The 23224-nt window shown below is 29.1% G+C and carries 22 protein-coding genes; 12 read left to right on the forward strand and 10 right to left on the reverse strand.

From position 1 onward, the window contains the following. Positions 1 to 43: 43 nt before the first annotated feature. Entirely contained in the window at positions 44 to 3043 is a 3000-nt protein-coding gene (locus tag B3B03_RS15090) for a vitamin B12-dependent ribonucleotide reductase (protein WP_346848547.1), read from the reverse strand. 483 nt (positions 3044 to 3526) lie between these two features. Here B3B03_RS15090 and B3B03_RS15095 point away from each other — a divergent pair, with 483 nt between their 5' ends. The 6 genes from B3B03_RS15095 (at position 3527) to B3B03_RS15120 (ending at position 6814) form a co-directional block, all read left to right on the forward strand. After that, on the forward strand, positions 3527 to 4039 hold the full coding sequence (locus B3B03_RS15095) for a gamma carbonic anhydrase family protein (RefSeq protein WP_346848698.1): 513 nt from the start codon (positions 3527 to 3529) through the stop codon (positions 4037 to 4039). A gap of 94 nt (positions 4040 to 4133) precedes the next feature. Then, positions 4134 to 4631, forward strand: a complete 498-nt coding sequence (locus B3B03_RS15100) for a GAF domain-containing protein (RefSeq protein ID WP_346848548.1) — start codon at positions 4134 to 4136, stop codon at positions 4629 to 4631. 38 nt (positions 4632 to 4669) lie between these two features. Continuing rightward, entirely contained in the window at positions 4670 to 5506 is an 837-nt protein-coding gene (locus tag B3B03_RS15105) for a CvfB family protein (RefSeq protein WP_346877752.1), read from the forward strand. A 146-nt stretch (positions 5507 to 5652) separates the two neighbouring features. Beyond that, complete coding sequence (locus B3B03_RS15110; protein WP_346848699.1) at positions 5653 to 6099, forward strand: DUF2975 domain-containing protein; 447 nt, start codon at positions 5653 to 5655, stop codon at positions 6097 to 6099. 38 nt (positions 6100 to 6137) lie between these two features. Further along, on the forward strand, positions 6138 to 6317 hold the full coding sequence (locus B3B03_RS15115) for a helix-turn-helix domain-containing protein (protein ID WP_035133168.1): 180 nt from the start codon (positions 6138 to 6140) through the stop codon (positions 6315 to 6317). After that, positions 6317 to 6814 carry a hypothetical protein gene (locus B3B03_RS15120; protein WP_346848550.1) on the forward strand — a complete coding sequence of 166 codons (498 nt, stop codon included), beginning with the start codon at positions 6317 to 6319 and terminating at the stop codon, positions 6812 to 6814. The genes B3B03_RS15115 and B3B03_RS15120 overlap by 1 nt, the downstream gene beginning before the upstream one ends. A 53-nt stretch (positions 6815 to 6867) precedes the next feature. On the opposite strand, the gene B3B03_RS15125 is transcribed toward B3B03_RS15120, so the two are convergent. The 6 genes from B3B03_RS15125 to B3B03_RS15150 all read right to left on the reverse strand — a co-directional run bounded on the left by B3B03_RS15125 (position 6868) and on the right by B3B03_RS15150 (position 14399). Continuing rightward, complete coding sequence (locus tag B3B03_RS15125) at positions 6868 to 7917, reverse strand: hypothetical protein (protein WP_346848551.1); 1050 nt, start codon at positions 7915 to 7917, stop codon at positions 6868 to 6870. A 361-nt stretch (positions 7918 to 8278) separates the two neighbouring features. After that, on the reverse strand, positions 8279 to 9565 hold the full coding sequence (locus tag B3B03_RS15130; RefSeq protein WP_346877753.1) for a helix-turn-helix domain-containing protein: 1287 nt from the start codon (positions 9563 to 9565) through the stop codon (positions 8279 to 8281). A 208-nt stretch (positions 9566 to 9773) separates the two neighbouring features. Beyond that, positions 9774 to 9908: a hypothetical protein gene (locus B3B03_RS15135; RefSeq protein WP_346848553.1), complete on the reverse strand. Its 135-nt coding sequence runs from the start codon at positions 9906 to 9908 to the stop codon at positions 9774 to 9776. Positions 9909 to 10307: 399 nt separating this feature from the next. Beyond that, entirely contained in the window at positions 10308 to 12959 is a 2652-nt protein-coding gene (locus tag B3B03_RS15140; protein WP_346877754.1) for a cation-translocating P-type ATPase, read from the reverse strand. 324 nt (positions 12960 to 13283) lie between these two features. Beyond that, a complete protein-coding gene (locus B3B03_RS15145; protein WP_346848555.1) occupies positions 13284 to 13832 on the reverse strand; it encodes a chromate transporter in 549 nt (182 codons plus the stop codon). Then, positions 13833 to 14399: a chromate transporter gene (locus tag B3B03_RS15150; RefSeq protein WP_346848556.1), complete on the reverse strand. Its 567-nt coding sequence runs from the start codon at positions 14397 to 14399 to the stop codon at positions 13833 to 13835. It abuts the gene before it with no gap. Positions 14400 to 14499: 100 nt separating this feature from the next. Here B3B03_RS15150 and B3B03_RS15155 point away from each other — a divergent pair, with 100 nt between their 5' ends. Beyond that, positions 14500 to 14922 (forward strand): DUF327 family protein, encoded by a 423-nt coding sequence (locus B3B03_RS15155; protein WP_150846056.1) that lies wholly within the window; start codon positions 14500 to 14502, stop codon positions 14920 to 14922. Between the two features lie 128 nt (positions 14923 to 15050). Here the strand turns inward: B3B03_RS15155 and B3B03_RS15160 are convergent, their stop codons facing one another. Both B3B03_RS15160 and B3B03_RS15165 read right to left on the reverse strand, forming a co-directional pair. Then, the gene (locus B3B03_RS15160) at positions 15051 to 16955 is read right to left on the reverse strand and encodes an NAD(+) synthase (protein ID WP_346877755.1); all 1905 of its coding nucleotides are present in this window, start codon (positions 16953 to 16955) and stop codon (positions 15051 to 15053) included. A gap of 33 nt (positions 16956 to 16988) precedes the next feature. Then, positions 16989 to 17702: a flavin reductase family protein gene (locus B3B03_RS15165; protein ID WP_346877756.1), complete on the reverse strand. Its 714-nt coding sequence runs from the start codon at positions 17700 to 17702 to the stop codon at positions 16989 to 16991. Positions 17703 to 18093: 391 nt separating this feature from the next. Here B3B03_RS15165 and B3B03_RS15170 point away from each other — a divergent pair, with 391 nt between their 5' ends. The 5 genes from B3B03_RS15170 (at position 18094) to B3B03_RS15190 (ending at position 22161) form a co-directional block, all read left to right on the forward strand. Then, complete coding sequence (locus B3B03_RS15170; RefSeq protein ID WP_346877757.1) at positions 18094 to 18663, forward strand: TetR/AcrR family transcriptional regulator; 570 nt, start codon at positions 18094 to 18096, stop codon at positions 18661 to 18663. An 88-nt stretch (positions 18664 to 18751) separates the two neighbouring features. Further along, the gene (locus B3B03_RS15175) at positions 18752 to 19435 is read left to right on the forward strand and encodes a hypothetical protein (protein WP_346877758.1); all 684 of its coding nucleotides are present in this window, start codon (positions 18752 to 18754) and stop codon (positions 19433 to 19435) included. Between the two features lie 289 nt (positions 19436 to 19724). After that, positions 19725 to 21113 (forward strand): aldehyde dehydrogenase, encoded by a 1389-nt coding sequence (locus B3B03_RS15180; protein WP_346877759.1) that lies wholly within the window; start codon positions 19725 to 19727, stop codon positions 21111 to 21113. Between the two features lie 25 nt (positions 21114 to 21138). Continuing rightward, a complete protein-coding gene (locus B3B03_RS15185; protein ID WP_346877760.1) occupies positions 21139 to 21957 on the forward strand; it encodes a M55 family metallopeptidase in 819 nt (272 codons plus the stop codon). A gap of 66 nt (positions 21958 to 22023) precedes the next feature. After that, a complete protein-coding gene (locus B3B03_RS15190; protein ID WP_167403140.1) occupies positions 22024 to 22161 on the forward strand; it encodes a clostri-philic family protein in 138 nt (45 codons plus the stop codon). Positions 22162 to 22212: 51 nt separating this feature from the next. On the opposite strand, the gene B3B03_RS15195 is transcribed toward B3B03_RS15190, so the two are convergent. Beyond that, positions 22213 to 23070: an AraC family transcriptional regulator gene (locus B3B03_RS15195; protein ID WP_346848563.1), complete on the reverse strand. Its 858-nt coding sequence runs from the start codon at positions 23068 to 23070 to the stop codon at positions 22213 to 22215. Positions 23071 to 23224 lie beyond the last annotated feature (154 nt).

Genomic DNA, 23224 nt, shown 5'->3' on the forward strand with positions numbered 1-23224 from the left:
CCAGGCAATAATTTGCCTGGCTTTTTAGTTATCATGTATAATTTTAGCTACATCCAGTGGTTGTTCCACAATCTTGACAAACCTTACATGTACCATTTCTCACTAAGTTTGTACTTGAACAGTTTGAACAAACCTCGGAGTAAATACGCTCACCTTTTATTTCTGATTTCCCATGGTCAATAGAAGTAGTAGATACTTCATTATGATGAATTATTGGTTTTACCATATCCTTAGGGTTAGGTTTAATTTGGCAACGAGAATAGTCACCAAGCTCAATATCTATAACTTTACTGATTAAGTCAGAGATGGAGCTAACATGCTTAATGTAAGGATGTTTTTGCACAAAGCCATAAGGTTCATATTTTTGGCCTCTAAGCATTTTAGCAATATCTGCTGCAGGAACGTGATATTGTAGCATTACAGAAATAGATTTAGAAAGAGAATTTAAGAGTCCAGTTATTATAGTTCCTTCTCTATCTGTAGTTATATAAATTTCAGAAATTTCCCCATTTGTTCTTCTATTAACTGTAGTGTATATTTTAACATCATCTATTTGAGCAGGATGAGTAGTTCCAAATCTAATACCAATTGGTTTTTCACGAGTAAATACAGTAGATGAAGTAGTTTGATTTTGTAGTTCTTTAGCTTTAGATAAAAGCTCTTCATAAGTTAGCTTTTCTAAATCTGCATCATTTTCTTCTTCTAAAACTGTATTTAAAGGTTGACTAGCTTTGCATCCATCTCTATAAAGAGATATTCCTTTTACCCCAAGGTTCCAAGAATCAAGGACAACCTTTTTAAAGTCATCTACAGTAGCTGTTTTAGGTAGGTTTACCGTCTTAGAAACTGAACCAGATATAAGAGGTGTGATGGCAGCCATCATTAGAACGTGTCCCATAGGCTTAATATATCTCTCACCACTTCCACATTTGTTTGCTGTATCAAAAATGTGAATATGTTCTTCTTTAAGATGAGGAGCTCCTTCAATTTTACCATCTATAATTTTTTCATACTCATATCCATTTTCATTAACCATTTCTTTTCTAAGAATATAATCTACTATGTCTTTAATTTCATCTTGTGAGTATCCAAGGTTATCAAGGGCATCTTCTATAATTGGATTTACTATAGTCATAAATCCACCACCGGATAATTTTTTATAAACAAAGTGGGAGAAGTATGGTTCAATAGAAGTAGCACCACAATCCATAGCAAATGAAATTGTTCCAGTTGGAGCTATTACAGATACTTGAGCATTTCTATATCCAAATTTCTCACCATACTCTACAGCTTCTTGCCAAAGAGTTTTTAAAAGTTCAGATAGCTCAGTATTACCTTCTGCCTTAAGAATTTCATGATTAACTTCCACAGGGCTATAGTGAAGGTCTTCGTATTCACTATCTAGCGCTCCTGCAACCCTTCCATGATTTCTTATTACTCTAAGCATTGCATCTTTATTAATGTCATATTTTTCGAATGGTCCTACTTTTTCAGCCATAAGGGCAGAAGTAACGTAAGAAGCTCCAGTAAGCACTCCAATTAGAGAAGCAGTTAATTGTCTAGCTTCTTCTGAATCGTAAGCATAACCCATTACCATAAGAAGAGAAGCTAGGTTTGCAATTCCAAGACCTGTTGTTCTAAACATATATGTTTTTCTTGCAATATCTTCTGTTGGGAATTGACCCCAGTGAACAGAAGATTCAAGCATAAGTTGTAGCAAAGATACCATATGAACATATCCATCTAAATCAAATACTTTACTATCCTTGTTATAGAACTTATATATATTAATTGAAGCTAAGTTACAAGATGTATCATCTAAGAAAGCATATTCACCACATGGGTTAGTAGAGTTTAATCTATTATGCTTTGCACCAAGGTCTCCATCTTCACCACCGGGACATGTATGCCAAGCGTTGAAGGTATCATCAAATTGAGGTGCTGGGTCAGCACATTGCCATGAAGCTAAGTTGAATTCGTCCCATAGCTCACTAACTTTAACATCCTTATTAATTTTTTCATCTATTCTTCCCTTTAAAGTTATTACTTCATCTGGATTTTCAGATAGATTTTCAACTTTTTTCATGAATTCATCGCTGAATCTTATAGAGTTATTACCGTTTTGACCGGATACAGTTTCATAAGCTTCGCCTTCAAAGGAAGCATCATAGCCCATTTTACCTAAAGCACGAACCTTATCTTCTTCTCTAGCCTTCCAATTTATAAATTCTCTAATTTCTGGGTGATCTATATCAAGGCAAACCATTTTAGCTGCACGTCTTGTAGTACCACCAGATTTTATAGTTCCAGCATTTCTATCAAAGCCCTTTAAAAAGCTCATAACACCTGAAGAAATTCCACCAGCAGAAAGCTTTTCGTCTTTAGCTCTAAGAGTTGAATAGTTAGTTCCACATCCAGAACCACCCTTAAATAGTTTAGTTTCTGTTACATATTGCTCAGAAATTGAATGAGGTCCTAAAAGTTTATCTTGTATAGATAAAATAAAGCAAGCAGAAGCTTGAGTTCTAGTATAGTTATCTACGCTTTTAACAACTTTTTTTAAGTTCTCATCATAATAAAAATGACCTTGATGCTCACCAGCTATATCATAAGAAAGCTTTAATCCAGTATTAAACCATTGGGGTGAATTTGGTGCATACATTTGATTTAAGAAGCAATAAACTAATTCATCATAAAGTATTGTAAACTCCTCATCATTAGTTATTAAACCTTCATCCTTTAGAGATGCACACCAAAAATTAACTAATCTATGTGCCACCATTTTAAGACTATTTTCATAGCCTACTTCATTAGGTACTAAAGCTCTTTTGAAATATTTAGAAGCAATTATATCACAAGCATTTTGTGAATAGTGAATTGGAAATTCTAAGTCCTTCATATCTACGAGAATGGTACCTTTTTTATAGTCTTTTAAAATTACGTCAACTTTTTTCCACTGGAATAAATCGTATACTGTCAAATCTTTATTAGTTTCTAACTCTTTTGTGTAGTATCTTTTTATTATATTGTTAATACTCTTCATTATAAAAGCTAATCACACTGTTATGATTAGCAAGTCACCCCCTAAATACTTCATATACTATATATTGTGTCCGAAATGTGCTTTTGCACTATATGTTGTATTATATTATATATTTTTTTTTCTTACAACTATTGAAATTTCCATTAAACTGTGCTTGTTCACACCTGAAAATAGCCTTAAATTAAGTAGATTTCAGTACCCTAACCACTTCAACTGATTAACTAATAAAATTTTATGACAAAGTTATAAAAATTATTACAAACTAATATAATTTCATAATACATATGGAAAAATAAATACATAATTCAGTAATTAGGTGATGAATAATAGGAAAAAATAAATTATTACACAATAGACTTTTAAATTATGGTATCATTACCTTATATAAAAGATAATAATTATTGTTGTGTTCATATATTTTTAAGAAATTAAAATGGTTGAATGAAAATTATGGAAATTTCAAGTATAAAGGATGGATGGAAAATGATAAAAGCAATTAAAGGGAATACACCAATTATAGATGATACATGTTTTATAGCAGAAAATGCAACGGTAATAGGGGATGTAACTATAGGAGAAAATACTAATGTATGGTATAGCGTGGTAATTAGAAGTGATATGGATACCACCAGTATAGGAAAAAATACTAACATTCAAGAAAATTCTACAGTACATAATGATTTTGGAATATCAACTAGGATAGGAGATAATGTTACCATAGGTCATAACTGCATAATTCATGGGTGTAATGTAGGAAATAATGTGTTAGTAGGAATGGGATCAATAATACTAAATGGTGCTGAAATAGGAGATAATACAATTATAGGAGCAGGAAGCCTTGTAACTCAAAACAAAATAATCCCAAGTGGAGTATTATGTATAGGAAGCCCTGCTAAGGTGGTAAGGGAGTTAACAGAAGAAGAAATTAAATCTATAAAGTCTTCAGCTGAGAATTATGTTAATATGGGAAGAGAGCATAAAGAAATTCAAGAGTGAAATAATGCTATTGAAGCAATACAAGTAGCCTTATAATAAGCAATTTGAATTTTATGTAGTTTTAGATAATAAAATTATGCTAGGAGAGATAGTTTTGATAAAGTTAGATGTAATAAAAAAAATGACTACAGAAGAAAAATATAAATACATGTTAATCCTCTTAGAAGGCCAGTTAAGTTCGGAAAAAGATATATATGCAAATATTTCTAATGCATCTGCCATTATATATGCTATTTTTGATAAACTAAATTGGAGTGGATTTTACTTTGTAAAAAATGAAGAGCTAGTTTTAGGGCCATTTCAAGGTTTACCAGCTTGTAATAGAATAGCTATAGGAAAAGGCGTATGTGGAACAGCAGTAGCAACTAAGAAAATTCAAAGAATAGATAATGTTCATGATTTTCCAGGACACATTGCCTGTGATTCGGCATCAAATTCTGAAATAGTAATTCCAATAATAAAAGATGATGTGGTTTATGGAGTACTAGATATAGATAGTTATGAATTTAACACATTTACAGAATTAGAAGAGAAATATTTAATAAAATTTGTAGATAAGCTTAATAAATATATTGATTGGAGTCAATTATAAATATAAGCAAAGTTTTAAAAGTGGATAGGAGAAAATAAATGATAGAATTAGGAAAAATTAATACTCTTAAAGTATCAAGAAGTTGTGAATTTGGATATTATTTAGATGCAGAGGGAAAGACAACTTCTGAAGACATACTAATACCAAAGGGAAATATAGTGGGTGAAATAGGCGTAGAGGATGAAGTAGATGTATTTGTATACCGAGACTCTAAGGACAGACCTATAGCTACTATGAAGCCAGTAGAAGCTCAAGTAGGAGAGTTAGCTTACTTAAAAGTAGTAGATAAGACTGGAATAGGATACTTTATTAGCATAGGTATAGAAAGGGATGTATTAGTTCCATTTAGGGAAGCACCCGTTGAATTAGAAGTAGACAAAAAATATTTATTTTATCTATATGTAGATAAAACTAACAGAATAGCTGCAACAACTAGAGTAGATAGATACTTACATGATACTACTCATTATAATGTTGGAGAAGAGGTAGAAGGCGTAGTTTATGGAAAACATTCTAATGGAAATTTAGTTGTAGCTATAGACAATACATTCAGAGGAATTATATTAAAAAGTGAATGTTATGACGACATTTCCATTGGTGATAAAATAAAGGCTAGAGTAAAGAAATACTTTGATGATGGTAAAATTCAAATCACCACAAGAAAACCTCGTCTTGAGGAAATGGGAGAATTAGAGGAGGTTATTCTTAGCTACTTAAAGAAGAATCAAGGTTCAATGAGATTTAATGATAAGTCTAATCCAGATGATATAAAAAAATATTTTAAGGCTAGCAAGAATGCCTTTAAGAGATCTTTAGGGGCACTGATGAAAAAAGGACTTATAGAGCAAGATGAAAATGGTACTAGGTTAAAATAAAATATGAATAAAGTTAAAAGCTATCTCAGAATTATTTTGAGGTAGCTTTTTAAGTAATATTATATTTATTGAATAACAATAAATATTTATTGACGTAAAAAGCCTCTTGTGATAAGCTTTGGTTAGAGGTGATAAATTTGAAAAATATGTTATTTAGAAAGATACTATATATTGTATCAGTTTTATCAGTAGTTATAACTATAATAGCTGGAGCAACATTACCTAATATAGTAAATTGGTATCTTGGTAATATATCTACTGCTGGGTTAGATATAGGTGGAGGAATAAAAATATTCTTATATATAACTTATATACCATTTTTATTAATACTTATTTCAGTAATGAAATTAAGTGGAAAGCTATTAAAAGGAAGTCCTTTTTGTAAAGAGAGTATAAAGTCGCTAAAGGTGATAAGTATATGCTCATTCATAGCTTTTGTTACTTATTTAGCAGGAACAATATTCTTATATAAAAATTTAATTTGTATAGTTATAACTTTTGCTACCATGATGGTATTTATCATTTCTTCAGTAGTAAGAGAGCTTATAAATAATGGAATTGAACTACAAGAAGAAAATGATCTTACTATATAAGGAAGGTGGATTAATTGATAATTGTTAACGTAGATGTAATGATGGCTAAGAGAAAGATGAGCGCTACTGAACTTTCAGAAAAAGTTGGCATAACAATGGCTAACTTATCTATTTTAAAAAATAATAAGGCAAAGGCAATAAGATTTACTACTTTAGAAGCTATATGTAAGGCCTTGGATTGTCAACCTGGTGATATATTGGAATATAAGGAGGAGTAATGAAGAAGAAAGTTTTAGCTACAATATTAGGGATTGTAGTTACGATAATTTTACTATTAACTTATATTAAAGTAAGACCTATAATACTTCCAACCTACACAGAATGCCTAGAAGCCAATTGGAACATAAAATTACCTAAACCAGATAAACTAACTCTCATAGGAAGTACTAGAGGGGGTTTTGGCGGTGATGGAGATGAAATTAATGAAGTAATTTACCATGATGAAGAAGACTTAGAGAAATTAAATAATTCTTTTCAGTGGTTTAACTATGAGGAGATACCTTTTAAAATATCCTATGATGGTGTTATGCTATTAGAAGATAGAGATAAAATAAATCATAAGGAAATTAGTATATCTGATGGTAATCCTGAAAAAGTAATAGAAAAACTAAGCAAAGAAGCTAAATATTTTTATATGGATAAAAATAATAAAAGTGATTTTATTGTATTTATTTTAGATGGTAATACTTTAGAAATATACGAATCTTATAGATGATTTAAGACTAAATAAAAGGATTGGAACTTCCAATCCTCTTATTTCGCCTTAATTTATAAATTATTTACTCTGAAGATAGTGTCTAACTTATTATATCCAATACCATCAGGTAAAAGGTTAGAAAGTTTTGAGTATATCTCCATAGTTATATTAGGATCAACATCTTTAAAGTTTTCTATCATTTCAGAATAGAGAGTTCTAAGTTCTTCAATATCATTTAGTTCCCTATATATTTGTTCTAAAAGACTATAACCTAGTAGTGAATTTTCACTATCAGAATATTTTTTAGCCAACTTTAATCCAGCTTCTATTTTAGAAATAGCGTTCTTATAGGAACCTTCTTTAATATAGAATTTAGCTATGTCCATTAATGTACTAGCAAGATTAGGTTTATCATGTGATGTTCTAAAGTGAACAGCTTTATTAAAATACTTTAGGGCAACATCATTATTATTTTCATATAGATAAGCTAAAGCTATATTATTATATAAATGTCCTTGGTAGATTCCTAATTTATCACTAAAATTATAAAGAAGTTTTTTATATAGAGTTATAGCTTGCAAAGTAGAATTTTTTCTAAGATAACAGTTAGCTTTTAAAATTGTTCCTTGAATATACATGGTTAGCTCAGTATTAATATCAATAGTATCTAATAATTTATCTATATAAAAAATAGAATTATCAAAATCATCTAACTTTTTATAGGTTAAAGCTATATTATAGGTACAATTATAATAATTATTTTTATCCTTATTTTCTAAGGTAAAAGAATGGCATGTACATAGATATGCTAAGGCTTCTTCATAACAAAGGGTTTTGATTTTACACTTAGCTAATTTATTATATATAAATATCATATCATCATCTTTTGTAGGAATAGCATTATATAATTCCAAGGTTTTAGCATAGAATACAAAAGCTTCATTAAATAGACTTTTATCATATAGAAGATTTCCTTTTTTAACATATAGAGAAGGAAGTATATCTATTAACTTATTAAGTTCTCCAATATGAATTATCTCATCAAGTTCATCATCAGTTAAGTTTAACATAAGTTTATCAGTGCAATAAGTTCTAGCTTTAGTTTCTTCACTTAATATCAAATCATTCATCCCCTTATTCAAGTAAAAGAAAAATCCTTTTACTTATATTTAAGCAAATTAAATTATATTCATATATATTAGTCTATAGTAACTTAACAATTAGTGCAACATTTGGATAATATAAATGAAATGAAATTATTTAGACTGAAATTCTATGTATATCATAAAAACATGCGAAAATTTTATATATAAATAAAAAAATACAATATAATTAACTATATAGAAAGTTGTTGTAACTACAAATCCTATGTTGTCATCATTATGTCATTTTTTGAACATGAAAGTTCTAGAAATTTATAATAATTTATATATTTGTAAAAGGATACATATTTAAAATAAAAAAGTGATTCAATATTTTGAATCACTTTTTAAAAGATTTTTTTAAATTTTTAGCTTCGTATAGAATTTCTTTAGACTTATCATATTTTTCCATTTCAATATAGAGTAAAGATAGTTTAATATATATATTTAAAATTTTAGCTAAATCTGCATCTTTAAAAATTTTTATTAATATAAGATATATTTCTTCAAGTTTATTATTATCATTTAATTTTATATAAATATCTTCCAATATAGAGTAGCCTCTTATTAAAAACTCTGCATCAGAATATTTCTCAGATAAAGCTATACCTTCATATAATAGTTCTATGGCTTTATCATATGAATTTTCTTTTACATATACCAAAGACATATCTATAATACTACGATTCAAATTTTTAATATCATGTACTTTTCTAAAGCTAATTGATCTATTAAAATAGTCAATAGATTTATCTATTTCATTTAATTCATAATAAATACATCCTATGTTATTGTGAATCATTCCTAAATGAATTCCAATATTTTCACTAAAGTTATTTAGAATATCAAAATATATAGTTAAAGCATGGTGGTAATCTTTTTTCTTAATATAACAATTACACTTTAGGATAATGGTAGATATATACAATTTTAAATTGGTATCATAGTTACATATATTTAGCAACTCATCTATATATATAAGAGCATTATCATATTCACCTAATTTTTTATATACAAGAGCTATATTATATAAACAATTTCTAAGATTAGTATCGTCATTAAACTCTTTACAATAGGAATAGGCTTTAAATAAATATGTGAGAGCTTCTTCATAGGATAGAGTCATAATCTTGCATTTAGAAAGCTTAATATATGCAAAAGGTTTATTACTATTATCTTGATTATCATTATAAATTTCTAATATTTTATAGTAATATACAAAGGCAGTATTATATGAATTTTCTTCATATAGTAAATTTCCCTTTAATAAGTAAGATTTTAAAAGTATATCTTCTAATTTATATTTTTCACCTATTTTTATAACTTCATCTAAATTTTTGTGACTTAAGACAGAATCTAATTTCATATTACAATAGTTTCGTGCGTCTTCTTTTTCAGGAAGAAGTAGATAATTTACATCTAAATTTACATTAGTTTCAAGCTCATCAGCTTTTTTTTGCATAAATTTAAGATAGTTTGCTAAGGTTACTCCGGTAAGATTTCTTTTATCACTTTCAACCATACTAATATAATTTCTAGAAACACCGATTTCTTCTAGTTCTACTTGCTTGATATTTAGTTGTTGTCTAAGAGCTTTTAATCTTTTTCCAGGACTTAAGAAATCCAAATCTTTCACCTCCTTAGTTAAATAAATGTAGTTAAATATATTTTGTAGTTAATTATATTTTATAGGTAATTATATGTAAAGACAATGCATAATTAGTTCCAGTATATGTATTAAATTTACTATTTCACTTATTGTACCATTAGTATTTTTAGCTATATCTATAATAAAATTTTATTATAGATATAGCTAAAATTTAATCAGTTAGTAATTATAAATTTTTGATAATTATAGAATTTTTGCCAATTGGACCAGGATCAGATTCATTTAAAATTGAAATTCCGATAAAAGCAGTTAAAGTTAGTGCACATAAAAATACTATACCTTTAGTAAGTTTAGTTTTCATAAAATTCACTCCTTTAATATTAATATTTATATTAAGCTTTACAATTATGAACAAGATAAAATTGAGAATTATTTTAATGCACAATGTATCTTAAAAAAGTATTCAATTAACAGTTCTTTTGATGAAATATTGTTTACATGTCGATATAAGATGATTATTAGTATATATTTAAAATACATTCACAGTAATTAATTATATTTTATAACATAATATGTATGAATACAATAATAAAATATAAAAAGTAACAACAAATTTACGTCATAAATCTCTCCTCATTGTATAAATATGTATAAAAATGAAAAAGTAATTAAAATGTATTATAATTTAAAAGTAACTCATAAAAGATATTAATACTATCCTTTATGAGTTACTTGTAATTTTATTGAAATTTGTCTTTTTTTATTTATCTTTGATAAATAGTTTAATTATTTCATTTATAACTAAAGGTATTAAGCTTAGAACAATAACAAGTCCCCAATCTGCTAAAGTTAATGGTATAACATTGAACATTCTAGCAATTGGCGGTATATAAATAACTGCCATTTGTAATGCGATACCAACAACCATTGCATAGATTAAATACATATTTGAGAACAAACCAATTTTAAATATGGATTTATCTGAACTTCTCATATTTAAAGAATGAATCAGTTGAGTTCCACTAAGAACTACAAAGGCTATAGTTTGAGCATGCATCAAAGCTTCAGGATTGTTAGCTATGTTAACAAGAGTAACTCCGGCATCTCCGTATTTGTTAACTCCATAAATGAAACCTATAAGGGTTAATATACCAATTAACACACCATTAAATAAAAGAGTAAATAAAGAACCCTTAAATAAACTATCCTTAGGACTTCTTGGTTTATGTTTCATAACATCCTTATCACCAGGGTCTACACCTAGGGCAAGAGCTGGGAAGGAGTCTGTTATAAGATTAACCCATAATATATGAGTTGCATTAAGTGGTGCAGCCCATCCGAAGAGAATACCAAAGAATAGAGCAACAATCTCACCGGCATTACAAGAAATTAAGAATATTACAGATTTTTTTATGTTATTAAATATATTCCTACCTTCTTCAATAGCTGCTACTATGGTAGAAAAGTTATCATCTGTTAATACCATATCAGAGGCACCTTTAGCAACGTCAGTACCTGTGATACCCATAGCTACACCAATATCAGCAGCCTTTAAGGATGGAGCATCATTAACTCCGTCGCCAGTCATAGATACAATATTTCCTTTAGATTTAAAGGCTTTAACTATTCTAACCTTATGCTCAGGAGATACTCTAGCAAAAACTCTTAGATTTTCACATCTACTTGAAAGTTCCTCATCAGTTAAGTTATCTATGTCAGCACCACTAGCTACTTGGTTTATATCCTCTGCAATAGATAGTTCCTTAGCGATAGCAAAGGCTGTATTTTTATGGTCACCAGTAATCATTATAGTTTTTATGCCAGAAGTTTTACAAATTTCTATAGAGTCTTTAACTTCTAGTCTAGGAGGGTCTATCATACCAATAAGACCAATGAATGTTAAGTCTTTTTCCAATTCATCAACTTCTACATGGGTAGAGTTAACAGTTTTAAAAGCAGCACCTAGAACTCTTAAAGCATCGTCTGACATAGCTGTAGCAACTTTTAAGAAACCATTTTTAATTTCTTCAGTCATAGGTACAACTTCACCATTAATATAAGCAGAAGTACATATATTAATAAGATTATCAGTAGCACCCTTAGTCATTACATTAAATTTATCTTCATAAGAGTTTACCGTAGTCATTAATTTTCTGTCAGAATCAAAAGGTATTTCATCAACTCTTTTATGAGTTTTATCTAACTCTTCTTTAAAAACGTTAAACATATTTCCCATATCTAAAAGTGCTATTTCTGTTGGATCTCCAGTTTTTGATGTAGCCGTAGAAGTAGCATCATTACAAAGGACTATATTTTCAAGTAAAAGTTTTTCGCCATCATTATTTATATTGAATTCCTTAACTTCTTTTAGTTTATTATCTGCAAAGTATTTAACTACTGTCATTTTATTTTGAGTTAATGTACCAGTTTTATCAGAGCATATAATATTCACAGAACCTAGAGTTTCTACAGAAGGTAATTTTCTAATAATAGCATTTTGCTTTATCATTCTTTGAACACCTAAAGCAAGAACTATAGTTACAATAGCAGCAAGACCTTCAGGAATAGCCGCAACAGCAAGGCTGATAGAAATCATGAACATATCAGTAACAGCTCTATCTTGTAATAAACCGACTACAAACATAATAGCACAGATACCAATAGCAGCAATACCTAAAACTTTTCCCAGTTGTTCAAGTTTCTTTTGAAGAGGTGTAAGCTCATTTTCACCTTCATCAAGCATTTTAGCTATTTTACCAATTTCAGTATTCATACCTGTAGCTACAGCTATACCTGTAGCTCTACCATAGGTAGCTAAGGTAGACATAAATACCATGTTCTTTTTATCACCAAGAGATACTTTTTCATCTTCAAGGATAAGATTTGCATTCTTGTCTACAGGAACAGACTCACCAGTAAGGGCAGATTCTTCTACCTTAAGGTTAGCACTTTCTATAAGACGAATATCACAAGGAATAAATCTACCTGCATCGATGATAATTACATCACCAGGGACTACTTCCTCTGAAGGAATTTCTATTAATTCTCCATTACGCTTTACTATAGCCTTTGGTGTTGATAATTCCTTTAATGCATCAAGGGCCTTCTCGGCTTTAGACTCTTGAATCATTCCAACTGTTGCATTAACTAAAATAACAATACCGATAATAATTGCATCACTTATTTCTTTTCCTACAACTACAGATAGTATAGCTGCAACTATAAGGATATAAATTAGAATATCATTTAGTTGTGCAAAGAATAGTTGGACTTTAGTTTTTTTCTTTTTTGATGCCAGTTTATTAGACCCATACTTGGACCTAATTTCCTCAACTTGAGATGAAGTAAGACCAGTATCTGGGTTGGTGTTAAACTTACCTATAACATCGTCAATAGAGTCATTAAAATACATAAAATCACCTCATAATTAATAGTGTTAAGCCATACTCTAAATCTAAGATTTAGTTAGTAAAACTTACATAGATTTAATAAAAGATATTCTTTTATTAATATTTGCAAAAACATAATCACATATGTAGGTAATGTATGTAAAAAGAAAAGACTCATATATAGCGTAAGCACTATACATGAGTCTCATTATTTAATGCAAAGCCAGACTTAAAGCCAAGATGTTGACATTGCCATAGGATAATCCTACTAATTACTCCCTCATATGTAATTATATTTTATACATTAATTATAAGGGATGTACTAATAAATTACAAGATATTTTTTATTAAAACTTAGCAAGCAAATTAGGGATCATTCCATAGAATAATATACCTAAAAATGCTGCAATAACAATAATTAATATAGGATGAATTTTAGTTTTATAAAGTAGAAAACCAATAATTGCTGCTATTATTAAACTGTTTAAATCTCTATAGGACTCGTAGCTAAGAGTTATAAATACAGAAATTATAAGTCCAATAAGAGCAGGTCTCATTCCTTTTAAGGCATGAGCTAGTATCTTTGAATTTTTAAATTTATTAAAGAAGTAATTAGCAAAGGATATGAGTATGAAGGATGTAGTGACAACCCCTAGTGTAGATAGAACACTTCCTATAATTCCGCCAGTTTTATAGCCTACAAAGGTTGCAGCATTTATAGCTATAGGACCAGGAGTCATTTGAGATATACCTATGATATCCATGAAATCTGTTTGAGATAGCCAAGCATTGTTGTCCACAATTTCCTTTTGAATTAAAGGAAGCATAGCGTATCCACCACCAAAGCCGAAGGTTCCAATTTTAAGAAAGGCTAAATATAGCTTTAGTAATAGCATCTAATTTTCCTCCTTTGTATTTTTATAATTATCAATGTGGTGATTTCTATTAATATATATTCCATATACAGCAGCAATAAGAATTAAATATACAGGATTAACATTCATAAATACACTAAGAATTACAGTGACTATTACAATAATTATATTAACAGCTGTTTTATCTAAAACCTTTGCCAAGCTATTTACACCTACTAAAATTAGAAGGGGAACGGCAGCATTGATGCCTTTAAAGATAAGTTCAATGACATAAAGGTTTCTGAATTTACTGAAGGCCATAGCTATAATTACTATAATGATAAAAGAGGGAAGGGCTACACCTAAAAGTCCTAGGATAGCTCCTAGAACTCCATTAATTTTGTATCCAATGAAGGTACAGCTATTTATTGCTAAGGCTCCAGGAAAGCTTTGAGATATAGCTATTATATCTATAAATTCATCTTTGTCTATCCAATGGTTTTTATCTACAACTTCTCTTTCAATAAGTGGAATCATGGCATAACCACCACCAAAGGTAAAGGCACCTATCTTAAAGAAGGTTATAAACATATTAATTAAAGTTTTCATAATTGCCTCCTAAATTAATTTAATCTGTAAATAGTAAGAAAATATAGCTAAAATCCTTAACCTTATTTATAATATAATTAAAGGACAAGGGGGTGTTCACATGGAGATATCAAAAGTAGGAAGAAATACTCCAATACAAAGAGAAAGTAAAGTTGTAAATAACAAACAGGACTTCTCTAAAAATTTTAGCTTTGCTAGAGAGCAAAAGTCAGAAGAAGATCTTAAGAAAATGCTTAAAAATATAAAATCTAAAGGTAGCAGACTTGTAATTTCAAAGTGCTATGCTGATGTTAGAGCTTATAAAAAAGAAATAAAAGAATATCTAGAATCAGTACTTTCATTTATGTATTCCATAAAAAAGGATATAAGCTTTTGGCAAACTCAATACTTTGTTACAGTAGAGACTATTGACAATAAATTAGAAGAACTAACACAGATGCTACTTAATGAAGAACGAGAAAACTTAGATATAGCTAGCACTATAGATGAAATATCAGGTCTCATTGTAGATATTTATAGATAATTATAAATTAATATCTCTAATTATCTTCATTATTAAGTTATACTATAATTTAATATTTTATATATTAAGTTAAGGACCACTGGTAATAAATAGACAATTACCAGTGGTATTTAATTATATTTTTAAAGTTAAAGAAATCCGTTATAGCTAGCATCTGATGGCATTCTTAAATCTCCTCTTGGAGAAAGGCTTATAGATCCAACCTTAGGACCATCAGGTAGAGCAGAACGCTTAAATTGTTGAGTGAAGAATCGAGTCATAAATTTATTAAGCCATTTACTAATTACTTCGTCATCATATATCCCCTTAAAGGCAGCCTTAGCTAAGAATTCTATACGTTCCTTAGAAGCACCATGTTTCATGAAATGGTATAGGAAGAAATCGTGAAGTTCATAAGGTCCTACAATATCTTCAGTCTTTTGAGTAATGTTTCCATCTTTGTCCTTAGGAAGTAGCTCTGGACTTACAGGGGTATCCAAAATATCAATAAGGATTTTACTTATATCAGGAGTGCTTTCATGGTCAGCCACATAATCCACTAGGTATCTTACAAGGGTTTTTGGAATAGAACAGTTTACAGAATACATGGACATATGATCTCCATTATAAGTACACCAACCAAGAGCTAACTCAGATAAATCCCCTGTCCCAATTAACAGTCCACCTTCTTTATTAGCAAGGTCCATAAGAATTTGTGTTCTTTCTCTTGCTTGAACATTTTCGTAGGTTACATCATGTTGCTCTACAGGATGACCAATATCTTTAAAATGTTGGAGGCAAGCAGGTACAATATTTATTTCTCTTAAGTCTGTATCTAGGTACTTGCAAAGATCTAAGGCATTATTATAGGTTCTATCTGTAGTACCAAAACCAGGCATAGTAATGGTTACAATATTTTCTCTAGGCATTTTCAACATATCAAAGGTTTTTACTACAACTAGAAGAGCTAGAGTAGAATCAAGACCGCCAGAAATTCCTATAACTGCCTTCTTTAAGCCAGTATGCTCAAATCTTTTAGCAAGAGCTGAAGTTTGAATATTAAATATCTCTTTAGATCGTTTATCTCTTTCAAGAGGATTACTAGGTACAAAAGGATGTTTATCTATATATTTATCAAAATTATTAATAGCTATATTGTTAAAATCAAAGTATATAGTTTCCATATCAAAAGGAATTAAAACTTTATTATCTCTAAAGCTTATATTTTTTAATCTTTCAGCCTTTAATTTATCTACATCAATAATTGCTGTAATAATTTCATTTTCGCGATTAAATCTTTCATTTTCAGATAAGATTCCACCATTTTCACTGATTAAAAGATGGCCACTAAATAATACATCAGTAGTAGATTCAAAGACTCCACTAGAAGAATAGATATAGGAACTCATACATCTAGCACTTTGATTTTTAATTAAGGCTCTTCTATAGTCAGCCTTGCTAACTAACTCATTAGATGAAGATAAATTACATATTACATTACAACCAGCTAAAGATAAGAAGCTACTTGGTGGAATAGTAACCCAAAGGTCTTCACAAATTTCCACTCCAATACTAATATCACCACTTCTAAATATTAGGTTAGTTCCAAAATATATATTATCTTGGAAAGGAAGTTTAACTATTCTAGAAGTTATATTAAGACCACTGCTAAACCAACGTTTTTCATAGAATTCAGAAGCATTAGGTAAGTAACTTTTTGGAACAATACCTAAAACTTTACCATTAAAGATAAGATAAGCTGCATTATAAAGCACATCATCATATTCAAAAGGAGCACCTACAGCAAATAACATATCTCTTCCTTCAGAAAATACACAAAGATTTTCAATAGCTACTTCTGCTTTTTTTAGTAGTTTTTGTTGAAAGAATAAATCAGCACAACTATAAGAGGTTATAGATAATTCAGGAAAAACTAAAATTTTAACTTGTTCTTCTATAGCTTTTTCAACACATTTTTTTATTTCATTTAAGTTAAAGTCAACATCTGCTACCTTAGTAATAGGACAAGCAGAACCAACCTTTATAAAGTTCATTAAACATCGCACCTTTCATATTAAAGATATTTCTTATATACGAGTTCTTTTTTTAGTTTTAGTTTTTTTAGGTTTATTACTCTTAATATTTTTTTTATTATGTAATTGTTCTTTCTCCACTATTGCAGTTTTTGTGGTTTCATTATGTTTTTTTATGCCTTTATTTTTAAGTTTAATAGTAGTTTTTTTAGCCACAGAATATCCGAATTTTCCAATAGGCTTAGGAGCTAAGCTAAAGTATTCACCATGAGAGTATGAAAGTAGGTCTCCTTTATCAAAGTGAATTTTCCCTTTTTCATCGATAAGTGTATTTTCCACATGACAGTTAACTATTTCAGCTAAAAATAAATCATGGGTACCTAGGGGAGTTATAGATTTTACTACACACTCAAAGGCAACGGGACATTGATTAATAATACCGCAGGAAATATCCTTAGCTTCACTGAGAGACAAGTTCATATCCCTAAACTTGTCATTGGTTCTTCCACTTTTAACTCCACAGTAATCCACAGCTTTAACTAGATTACTAGAAGCTAGATTTACTACGAAGGAACCAGTTTGTTTTATATATTCATAGGATAATCTTTCAGGACGAATAGCAACTGTAATCATAGGTGGCTTAGTACAAGCTGTACCTATCCAGCCTACAGTAAATACATTATCCTTTCCTTCAGAATTTCTACTAGTTATCATCACTGCTGGAACAGGATTTAGCATAATACTACCCTTAAAAGTAGTTTTAGCCATAATATCACATCACTTTCTAATTTTAACATAAACCTAATATAAATAAACTTAATTATTTTTGTCTCATATGTATTATATAGCAAGTTGGGTATATTTATCAAAAATAATAACCATCTAAGCTATAGATATTTATTATAGTACAATAATTTAAATTAATCTTTAATTTTGATTACCCGTTTTAGTAGGTATAAGAAATTTCGGGGAGTTTTAAGTGTAAACAGTGTGTTTTTATTCATAACCTTATATTATAATATAAATATAGGGAAATTCTTAACTTATATAAGGAGAATTTAGCTTCAATCAGTTAGGCTAAAATAACAAGACATATTGACCTATAAAAAAATTTGATATATAATTAACTTGAACGTAGTTCAAACAAGGAGTAGATATAATGAATAGGTTCTCAGAAAACCCAAGAGAGATTATACTTAAAGGAGCAAAAGAAATTGCCTTAGAGAATGGAATTGCAGCAATAAATATAAGAGCTGTAGCCAGTAGATGTAAAATTTCAGTAGGTACAGTTTATAATTCATTCTCCACAAAAAGTGAATTAGTGTTATCGGTTGTTGAAGATTTTTGGAGAGAAGCCTTTACTGATTTTCATACATGTTTAATGGGTGAAAAAAATATTTTTGAAAAGATAGAGCTATTATATAATAATATTTTTGTTTACTTAGATAAATTTCAAGAAAATTGGATAGATCAGTTATCTTTATTAAGTAGTAGTGAAAAATCTCTAGGAAGAAAAAAAGAACACGAATTTTTTAAAAAAGTTAGTGAAAGTATAGTTAATCTCTTAGATTCAGAAGGTAATATTAGTGATGAAACTTGGACAGACAATTTAACTAAGGAAAAAGTGGCTAAATTTATTTTTAGCAACATGTTAGTTATGCTTAAAGCTAAGGAAGAGGATATAACTTTTTTTATAGAAGCATTAAAGAGAATTATTTATTTTAAATAAAGTTAAATAAAAATGCTGTATTAACTTACAGCATTTTATACACATAAAAAATGAACTATGTTCAAATAAAAATGCGAGGTGATATATTATGCAAGGGATTATGGAAACACTTTTTGATATTCTTTATCTTTCAACAGTTATAATAATGGGAATTATTATGATTAAGAAAAGTGGACAAAATAAACAATACAGATTATTTGGAATTATGGCAGTGATTTTAGGATGTGGAGATGCATTTCATCTAGTTCCAAGGGCTTATGGATTAGTTACCACTGGTTTAGAAGCTAATGCTGCGGCTTTAGGAGTAGGAAAACTAATTACATCTATTACAATGACTATATTTTATGTAGTGCTATATCATATATGGAGAATTCGTTATGATGTCAAAGACAAAAAAGGCTTAACTAATATTATTTATGGATTAGCTATTGTTAGGATTATATTATGTGCATTCCCAGAAAACCAATGGTTATCATATAATGCTCCAGTTTCCTGGGGAATATATCGTAACATTCCTTTTGCATTAATAGGACTTATAATCATATGGATTTTCCATAATAAAATTAAAGAAAACAATGATAAAGGATTTAAATTTATGCCTATTGCAATAATTTTATCTTTTGGATTCTATATTCCTGTTGTACTATGGTCAAATACTTTACCGATCATAGGAATTCTTATGATACCTAAGACTTTAGCCTATGTATGGATTGTATTTATGGGATATAACGAGATGAAAAAACTCTCAAACCCGCATGGTGTAAACAACTAGTTAACTATTTAAATATTTATATAGTTCTATAGGTAAATATTAAAATCGTATCCTAGGTAAAATTTTAAATAGTTATATAAGATAAATTTTAAAAATTTTAATATTTATTATATTAAATATTTTTAAATTATAAATTCTTAAGCTGTTTGAAATAAATTATCCCTTTGAAAGACCTACTTAAAAATAAAATTTTTAAGTAGGTCTTTGCTATGGAGCTATGTAGTATAATATGTAAAAATAGTATAAAATATAGTTATTGAAATAGGTATAATAAGGAGTGATTTGGTTTATGGAATTAAGTTCAATTGATGTAGATAAAATTATAGAAGATCACTATAAGTTTTTTGAGTCAAAAAAAAGTCGTAATATAGATTTTCGTATTAATCAATTAAGAAGTTTAAAGTCTGCTATAAAAAAGTATGAATATAAAATATATGAAGCATTATATAAAGATTTAGGAAAGTGTGAGTTTGAATCTTATACTACAGAGGTAGGCTTTGTATTAAGTAGTATTAGTCACACTATAAAGAATTTAAAGAAGTGGGCAAAGAAAGAAAAGGTAAAAACGCCTTTGTACTTATTTCCTGCAAAAAGTTTTGTAATTTCTGAGCCCTATGGAACGGTTCTAATTATAGGGCCTTATAATTATCCATTTCAACTTTTGATAGAACCTTTGGTGGGAGCACTTGCTGCTGGAAATTGTGTAGTATTAAAACCATCTGAAAATGTGCCCAATTTATCAAGCGTAATTACAGAAATGATTACTGAAACCTTCCCTAAGGAATATATACGCTCAGTGGAAGGTGGAATAGAAACTAACACTTCATTGATTAATGGTACCTTTGATTACATCTTCTTTACAGGGAGTGCTCAAGTTGGGAAAATAATAATGGAAGCTGCTGCAAGAAACCTAGTTCCTGTTACTTTAGAATTAGGTGGGAAAAGTCCTGTAATTGTAGATGAAAGTGCAGATATTAGAGTGGCAGCTAAGCGTATAATTTGGGGAAAGACTATAAATGTAGGTCAAACCTGTGTAGCACCGGATTATGTAGTAGTAAATAACAAGGTGAAAGATGAATTAATTAAGGAATTAAAATTGCAAATTCAAAGCTTCTATGGTAAGGATGCTATGGAGAGTAAAGACTACGGAAGAATTGTTAATGATAGACACTTCATAAGGCTTAAAAATATATTAGGTAAAGAGGCAGATAAAATAATATATGGTGGAAAAGTAAATAGAGAAAAAAGATATATTGAACCTACACTTATAGATGCTTCATGGGAAGGTGCAGCTATGTCAGAAGAGATTTTTGGACCTATTCTTCCAATTATAAGCTTTAGTAATTTAGATGAGATAATAGGGGAAATTAAAAAACTATCAAAGCCATTAGCTCTGTATTTATTTACTGAAAACTACGAAGTAGAGGAAAAGGTTTTGGAAGAGATATCTTCAGGTGGAGCTTGTATAAATGACACAATAACTCATTTAGCTAATCCGGAGTTACCTTTTGGAGGAGTTGGAAATTCAGGTATAGGAGCTTATCATGGTAAAGAAAGCTTTAAGACATTTTCTCATAGAAGAAGCGTTGTAAGAAAAACTACTAAAATAAATATTCCAATAGTTTTTCCACCTTTTAATAATAAAAATCTAAGTAATGTAAAAAAACTTATGAAATAAATTGAATGAGATAAGGGGGATTTTTATGAAAATTTATATTTCAGTGGATATTGAAGGAATCAGTGGAGTAACTAACTGGGGATTTACTAATGAAGGTGGCTATAACTATGAAAGAGCAAGAAAGCTTATGACAGAAGAAGTAAATGCAGTCATAAGAGGAATTAAAAAAGCAGGTGCAAAAGAAATACTAGTAAATGATTCTCACGGTCCTATGACAAGTATTCTCATTGAAGAGTTAGATGAAGATGTAGTATTAATTAGTGGAAATAAAAAAATTCTTGGCATGATGGAGGGTATAAATAATACTTTTGATGCAGTTATGCTGATAGGATATCATGGAAGACATAATACTTCAGGGGTTTTAGCCCACAGTTATAATAACTCTGTGGTATCAGAGATAAGACTAAATGGAAAAGTAGTAGGAGAGTTTGAATTTAACTCCTTATTGGCAGGATATTTTAAAGTTCCAGTGGTAATGACATCAGGAGATAACATTTTAACAAGTCAAGCTAAAGAATTTAACAAGAATATAGAAGCTGTAGAAGTTAAAAAAGCTCACAGTAGATATGTAGGTGAATGCATACAGCCAAAGAGAGTTCATAAAATGTTAGAATCATCAGCAGAAAAAGCTATTTATAATAAATTAGTAGAACCTAACATATTAGATGATGAGGTAGAGTTAGAAATAGCCTTTATGGATAGTGGTATGGCAGAAGGAACCTTATGTATTCCAGGAGTTCAGCTTATAGAACCTAACAGAATTAAGTACAAGGCAAAGGATATTATGGAAGCTTATAAAATAAGAAGTGGTCTAATTACCTTGGCTGGGGCTTGGATGCGATAACACTTAATTTAAACACATAAAACCTTAAAAAAAGTAGAAACTATTTAAGGAAAGGATGTGTTTATTATGAAGAGAAAATCAGGTTCTAACAATCCAGCTCAGAAGGGAAAAAGAAGACAAAAGCTTCATGAGAATCAAAACAATGTTGGAGATCCTCAAAATAAGCCTGAATTTAAAGATTTCAACGGAAATGAAATAAAATAGTTAAATTGTGTTTTAAGAAGCTGTCTCAGAAGTAGTTTATTTTGAGACAGCTTATTTTATTGCATTTATATATTCTCGGGGTGATTTGTGAAAGAGCTTTTTAAAGCTACGTAGAAAACTAGAGTAATCCTTAAATCCACAGAGGGAACTAACCTTAGTTACTGGCTCACCAGATTTTATAAGTTCTTGAGCCATAAATAATCTCTTCTGAATTATATAGTTATGAAGAGTATACCCAGTTTCATTTTTGAATTTATGCATTAAATAATATTTACTTATAAAGAATTCCTTACATATAAGTTCAATGGATAGATCTTGTGATAGGTTATTGTTTATATATTTTAAAATCTCTTCAATTTGTTTATCGTATTTTAAAGAATCCTTAGTAGTAATATAAGTTTTATCAAGATAAAGTCTGTTAAGATTTATAATTAGTTGAATAAAGAGGGAGTTACCTAAAAGTTTACTTCCAAAATCTTGAGAGTTAAATGATACTTCTAAGGAAGATATGATATTTTTAAGGTTATTTTGAAATTTATCTTCAAGTCTTATTAAATTAAGACTCTTCTCTTTTGCTAGTTTAAAGCAAGTTGATAAATCGCAACCTTCATAATTATGATTTTCGATAAAACCCGAATTAGCCCAAATAATTATACGTTCATAGGTCTCATTAGAATCGATAATAGGCTTGTGCACATCATGATTGTTTACAAGTAGAATATCCCAAGGCTTTAAATAATAAGCCTTCCCTTCAATTAAATAAGTAACTTTTCCAGATAAAAAGATTATTATTTTATTAAAGTCATGATAATGAAACTCGAATTCTTGATTTTTTTTGTCCTTTATATGAAAAAGCTGAAAGTCTTTATTAAGATATCCAGATTTGTTACTTGAATATGTGTTATCCATAAAGATACCTCCAAAACTAAATATACTTCATTTATCATATTATTAAAAAAGCAGTTTTTGCAATGTTTTCAACAGTATATTCAATATTTATTGTACATAGTGTTGAATATAATAAGATTATAACATATATGAAAATTAAATTACTAATTATATT

Source organism: Clostridium sp. UBA5712, assembly GCF_002419845.1.
Classification (GTDB): Bacteria; Bacillota; Clostridia; order Clostridiales; family Clostridiaceae; genus Clostridium_J; species Clostridium_J sulfidigenes.

Bases quoted from the DNA above. Each gene is read 5' to 3' on its own strand.
- B3B03_RS15170 (WP_346877757.1), top strand. From the start codon at position 18,094: ATGAATAGGTTCTCAGAAAACCCAAGAGAGATTATACTTAAAGGAGCA.
- B3B03_RS15090 (WP_346848547.1), bottom strand. From the start codon at position 3,043: ATGAAGAGTATTAACAATATAATAAAAAGATACTACACAAAAGAGTTA.
- B3B03_RS15160 (WP_346877755.1), bottom strand. From the start codon at position 16,955: ATGAACTTTATAAAGGTTGGTTCTGCTTGTCCTATTACTAAGGTAGCA.
- B3B03_RS15180 (WP_346877759.1), top strand. From the start codon at position 19,725: ATGGAATTAAGTTCAATTGATGTAGATAAAATTATAGAAGATCACTAT.
- B3B03_RS15175 (WP_346877758.1), top strand. From the start codon at position 18,752: ATGCAAGGGATTATGGAAACACTTTTTGATATTCTTTATCTTTCAACA.
- B3B03_RS15155 (WP_150846056.1), top strand. From the start codon at position 14,500: ATGGAGATATCAAAAGTAGGAAGAAATACTCCAATACAAAGAGAAAGT.
- B3B03_RS15195 (WP_346848563.1), bottom strand. From the start codon at position 23,070: ATGGATAACACATATTCAAGTAACAAATCTGGATATCTTAATAAAGAC.
- B3B03_RS15150 (WP_346848556.1), bottom strand. From the start codon at position 14,399: ATGAAAACTTTAATTAATATGTTTATAACCTTCTTTAAGATAGGTGCC.
- B3B03_RS15190 (WP_167403140.1), top strand. From the start codon at position 22,024: ATGAAGAGAAAATCAGGTTCTAACAATCCAGCTCAGAAGGGAAAAAGA.
- B3B03_RS15165 (WP_346877756.1), bottom strand. From the start codon at position 17,702: ATGGCTAAAACTACTTTTAAGGGTAGTATTATGCTAAATCCTGTTCCA.
- B3B03_RS15185 (WP_346877760.1), top strand. From the start codon at position 21,139: ATGAAAATTTATATTTCAGTGGATATTGAAGGAATCAGTGGAGTAACT.
- B3B03_RS15120 (WP_346848550.1), top strand. From the start codon at position 6,317: ATGAAGAAGAAAGTTTTAGCTACAATATTAGGGATTGTAGTTACGATA.
- B3B03_RS15135 (WP_346848553.1), bottom strand. From the start codon at position 9,908: ATGAAAACTAAACTTACTAAAGGTATAGTATTTTTATGTGCACTAACT.
- B3B03_RS15095 (WP_346848698.1), top strand. From the start codon at position 3,527: ATGATAAAAGCAATTAAAGGGAATACACCAATTATAGATGATACATGT.
- B3B03_RS15105 (WP_346877752.1), top strand. From the start codon at position 4,670: ATGATAGAATTAGGAAAAATTAATACTCTTAAAGTATCAAGAAGTTGT.
- B3B03_RS15110 (WP_346848699.1), top strand. From the start codon at position 5,653: ATGTTATTTAGAAAGATACTATATATTGTATCAGTTTTATCAGTAGTT.
- B3B03_RS15115 (WP_035133168.1), top strand. From the start codon at position 6,138: ATGATGGCTAAGAGAAAGATGAGCGCTACTGAACTTTCAGAAAAAGTT.
- B3B03_RS15145 (WP_346848555.1), bottom strand. From the start codon at position 13,832: ATGCTATTACTAAAGCTATATTTAGCCTTTCTTAAAATTGGAACCTTC.
- B3B03_RS15140 (WP_346877754.1), bottom strand. From the start codon at position 12,959: ATGTATTTTAATGACTCTATTGACGATGTTATAGGTAAGTTTAACACC.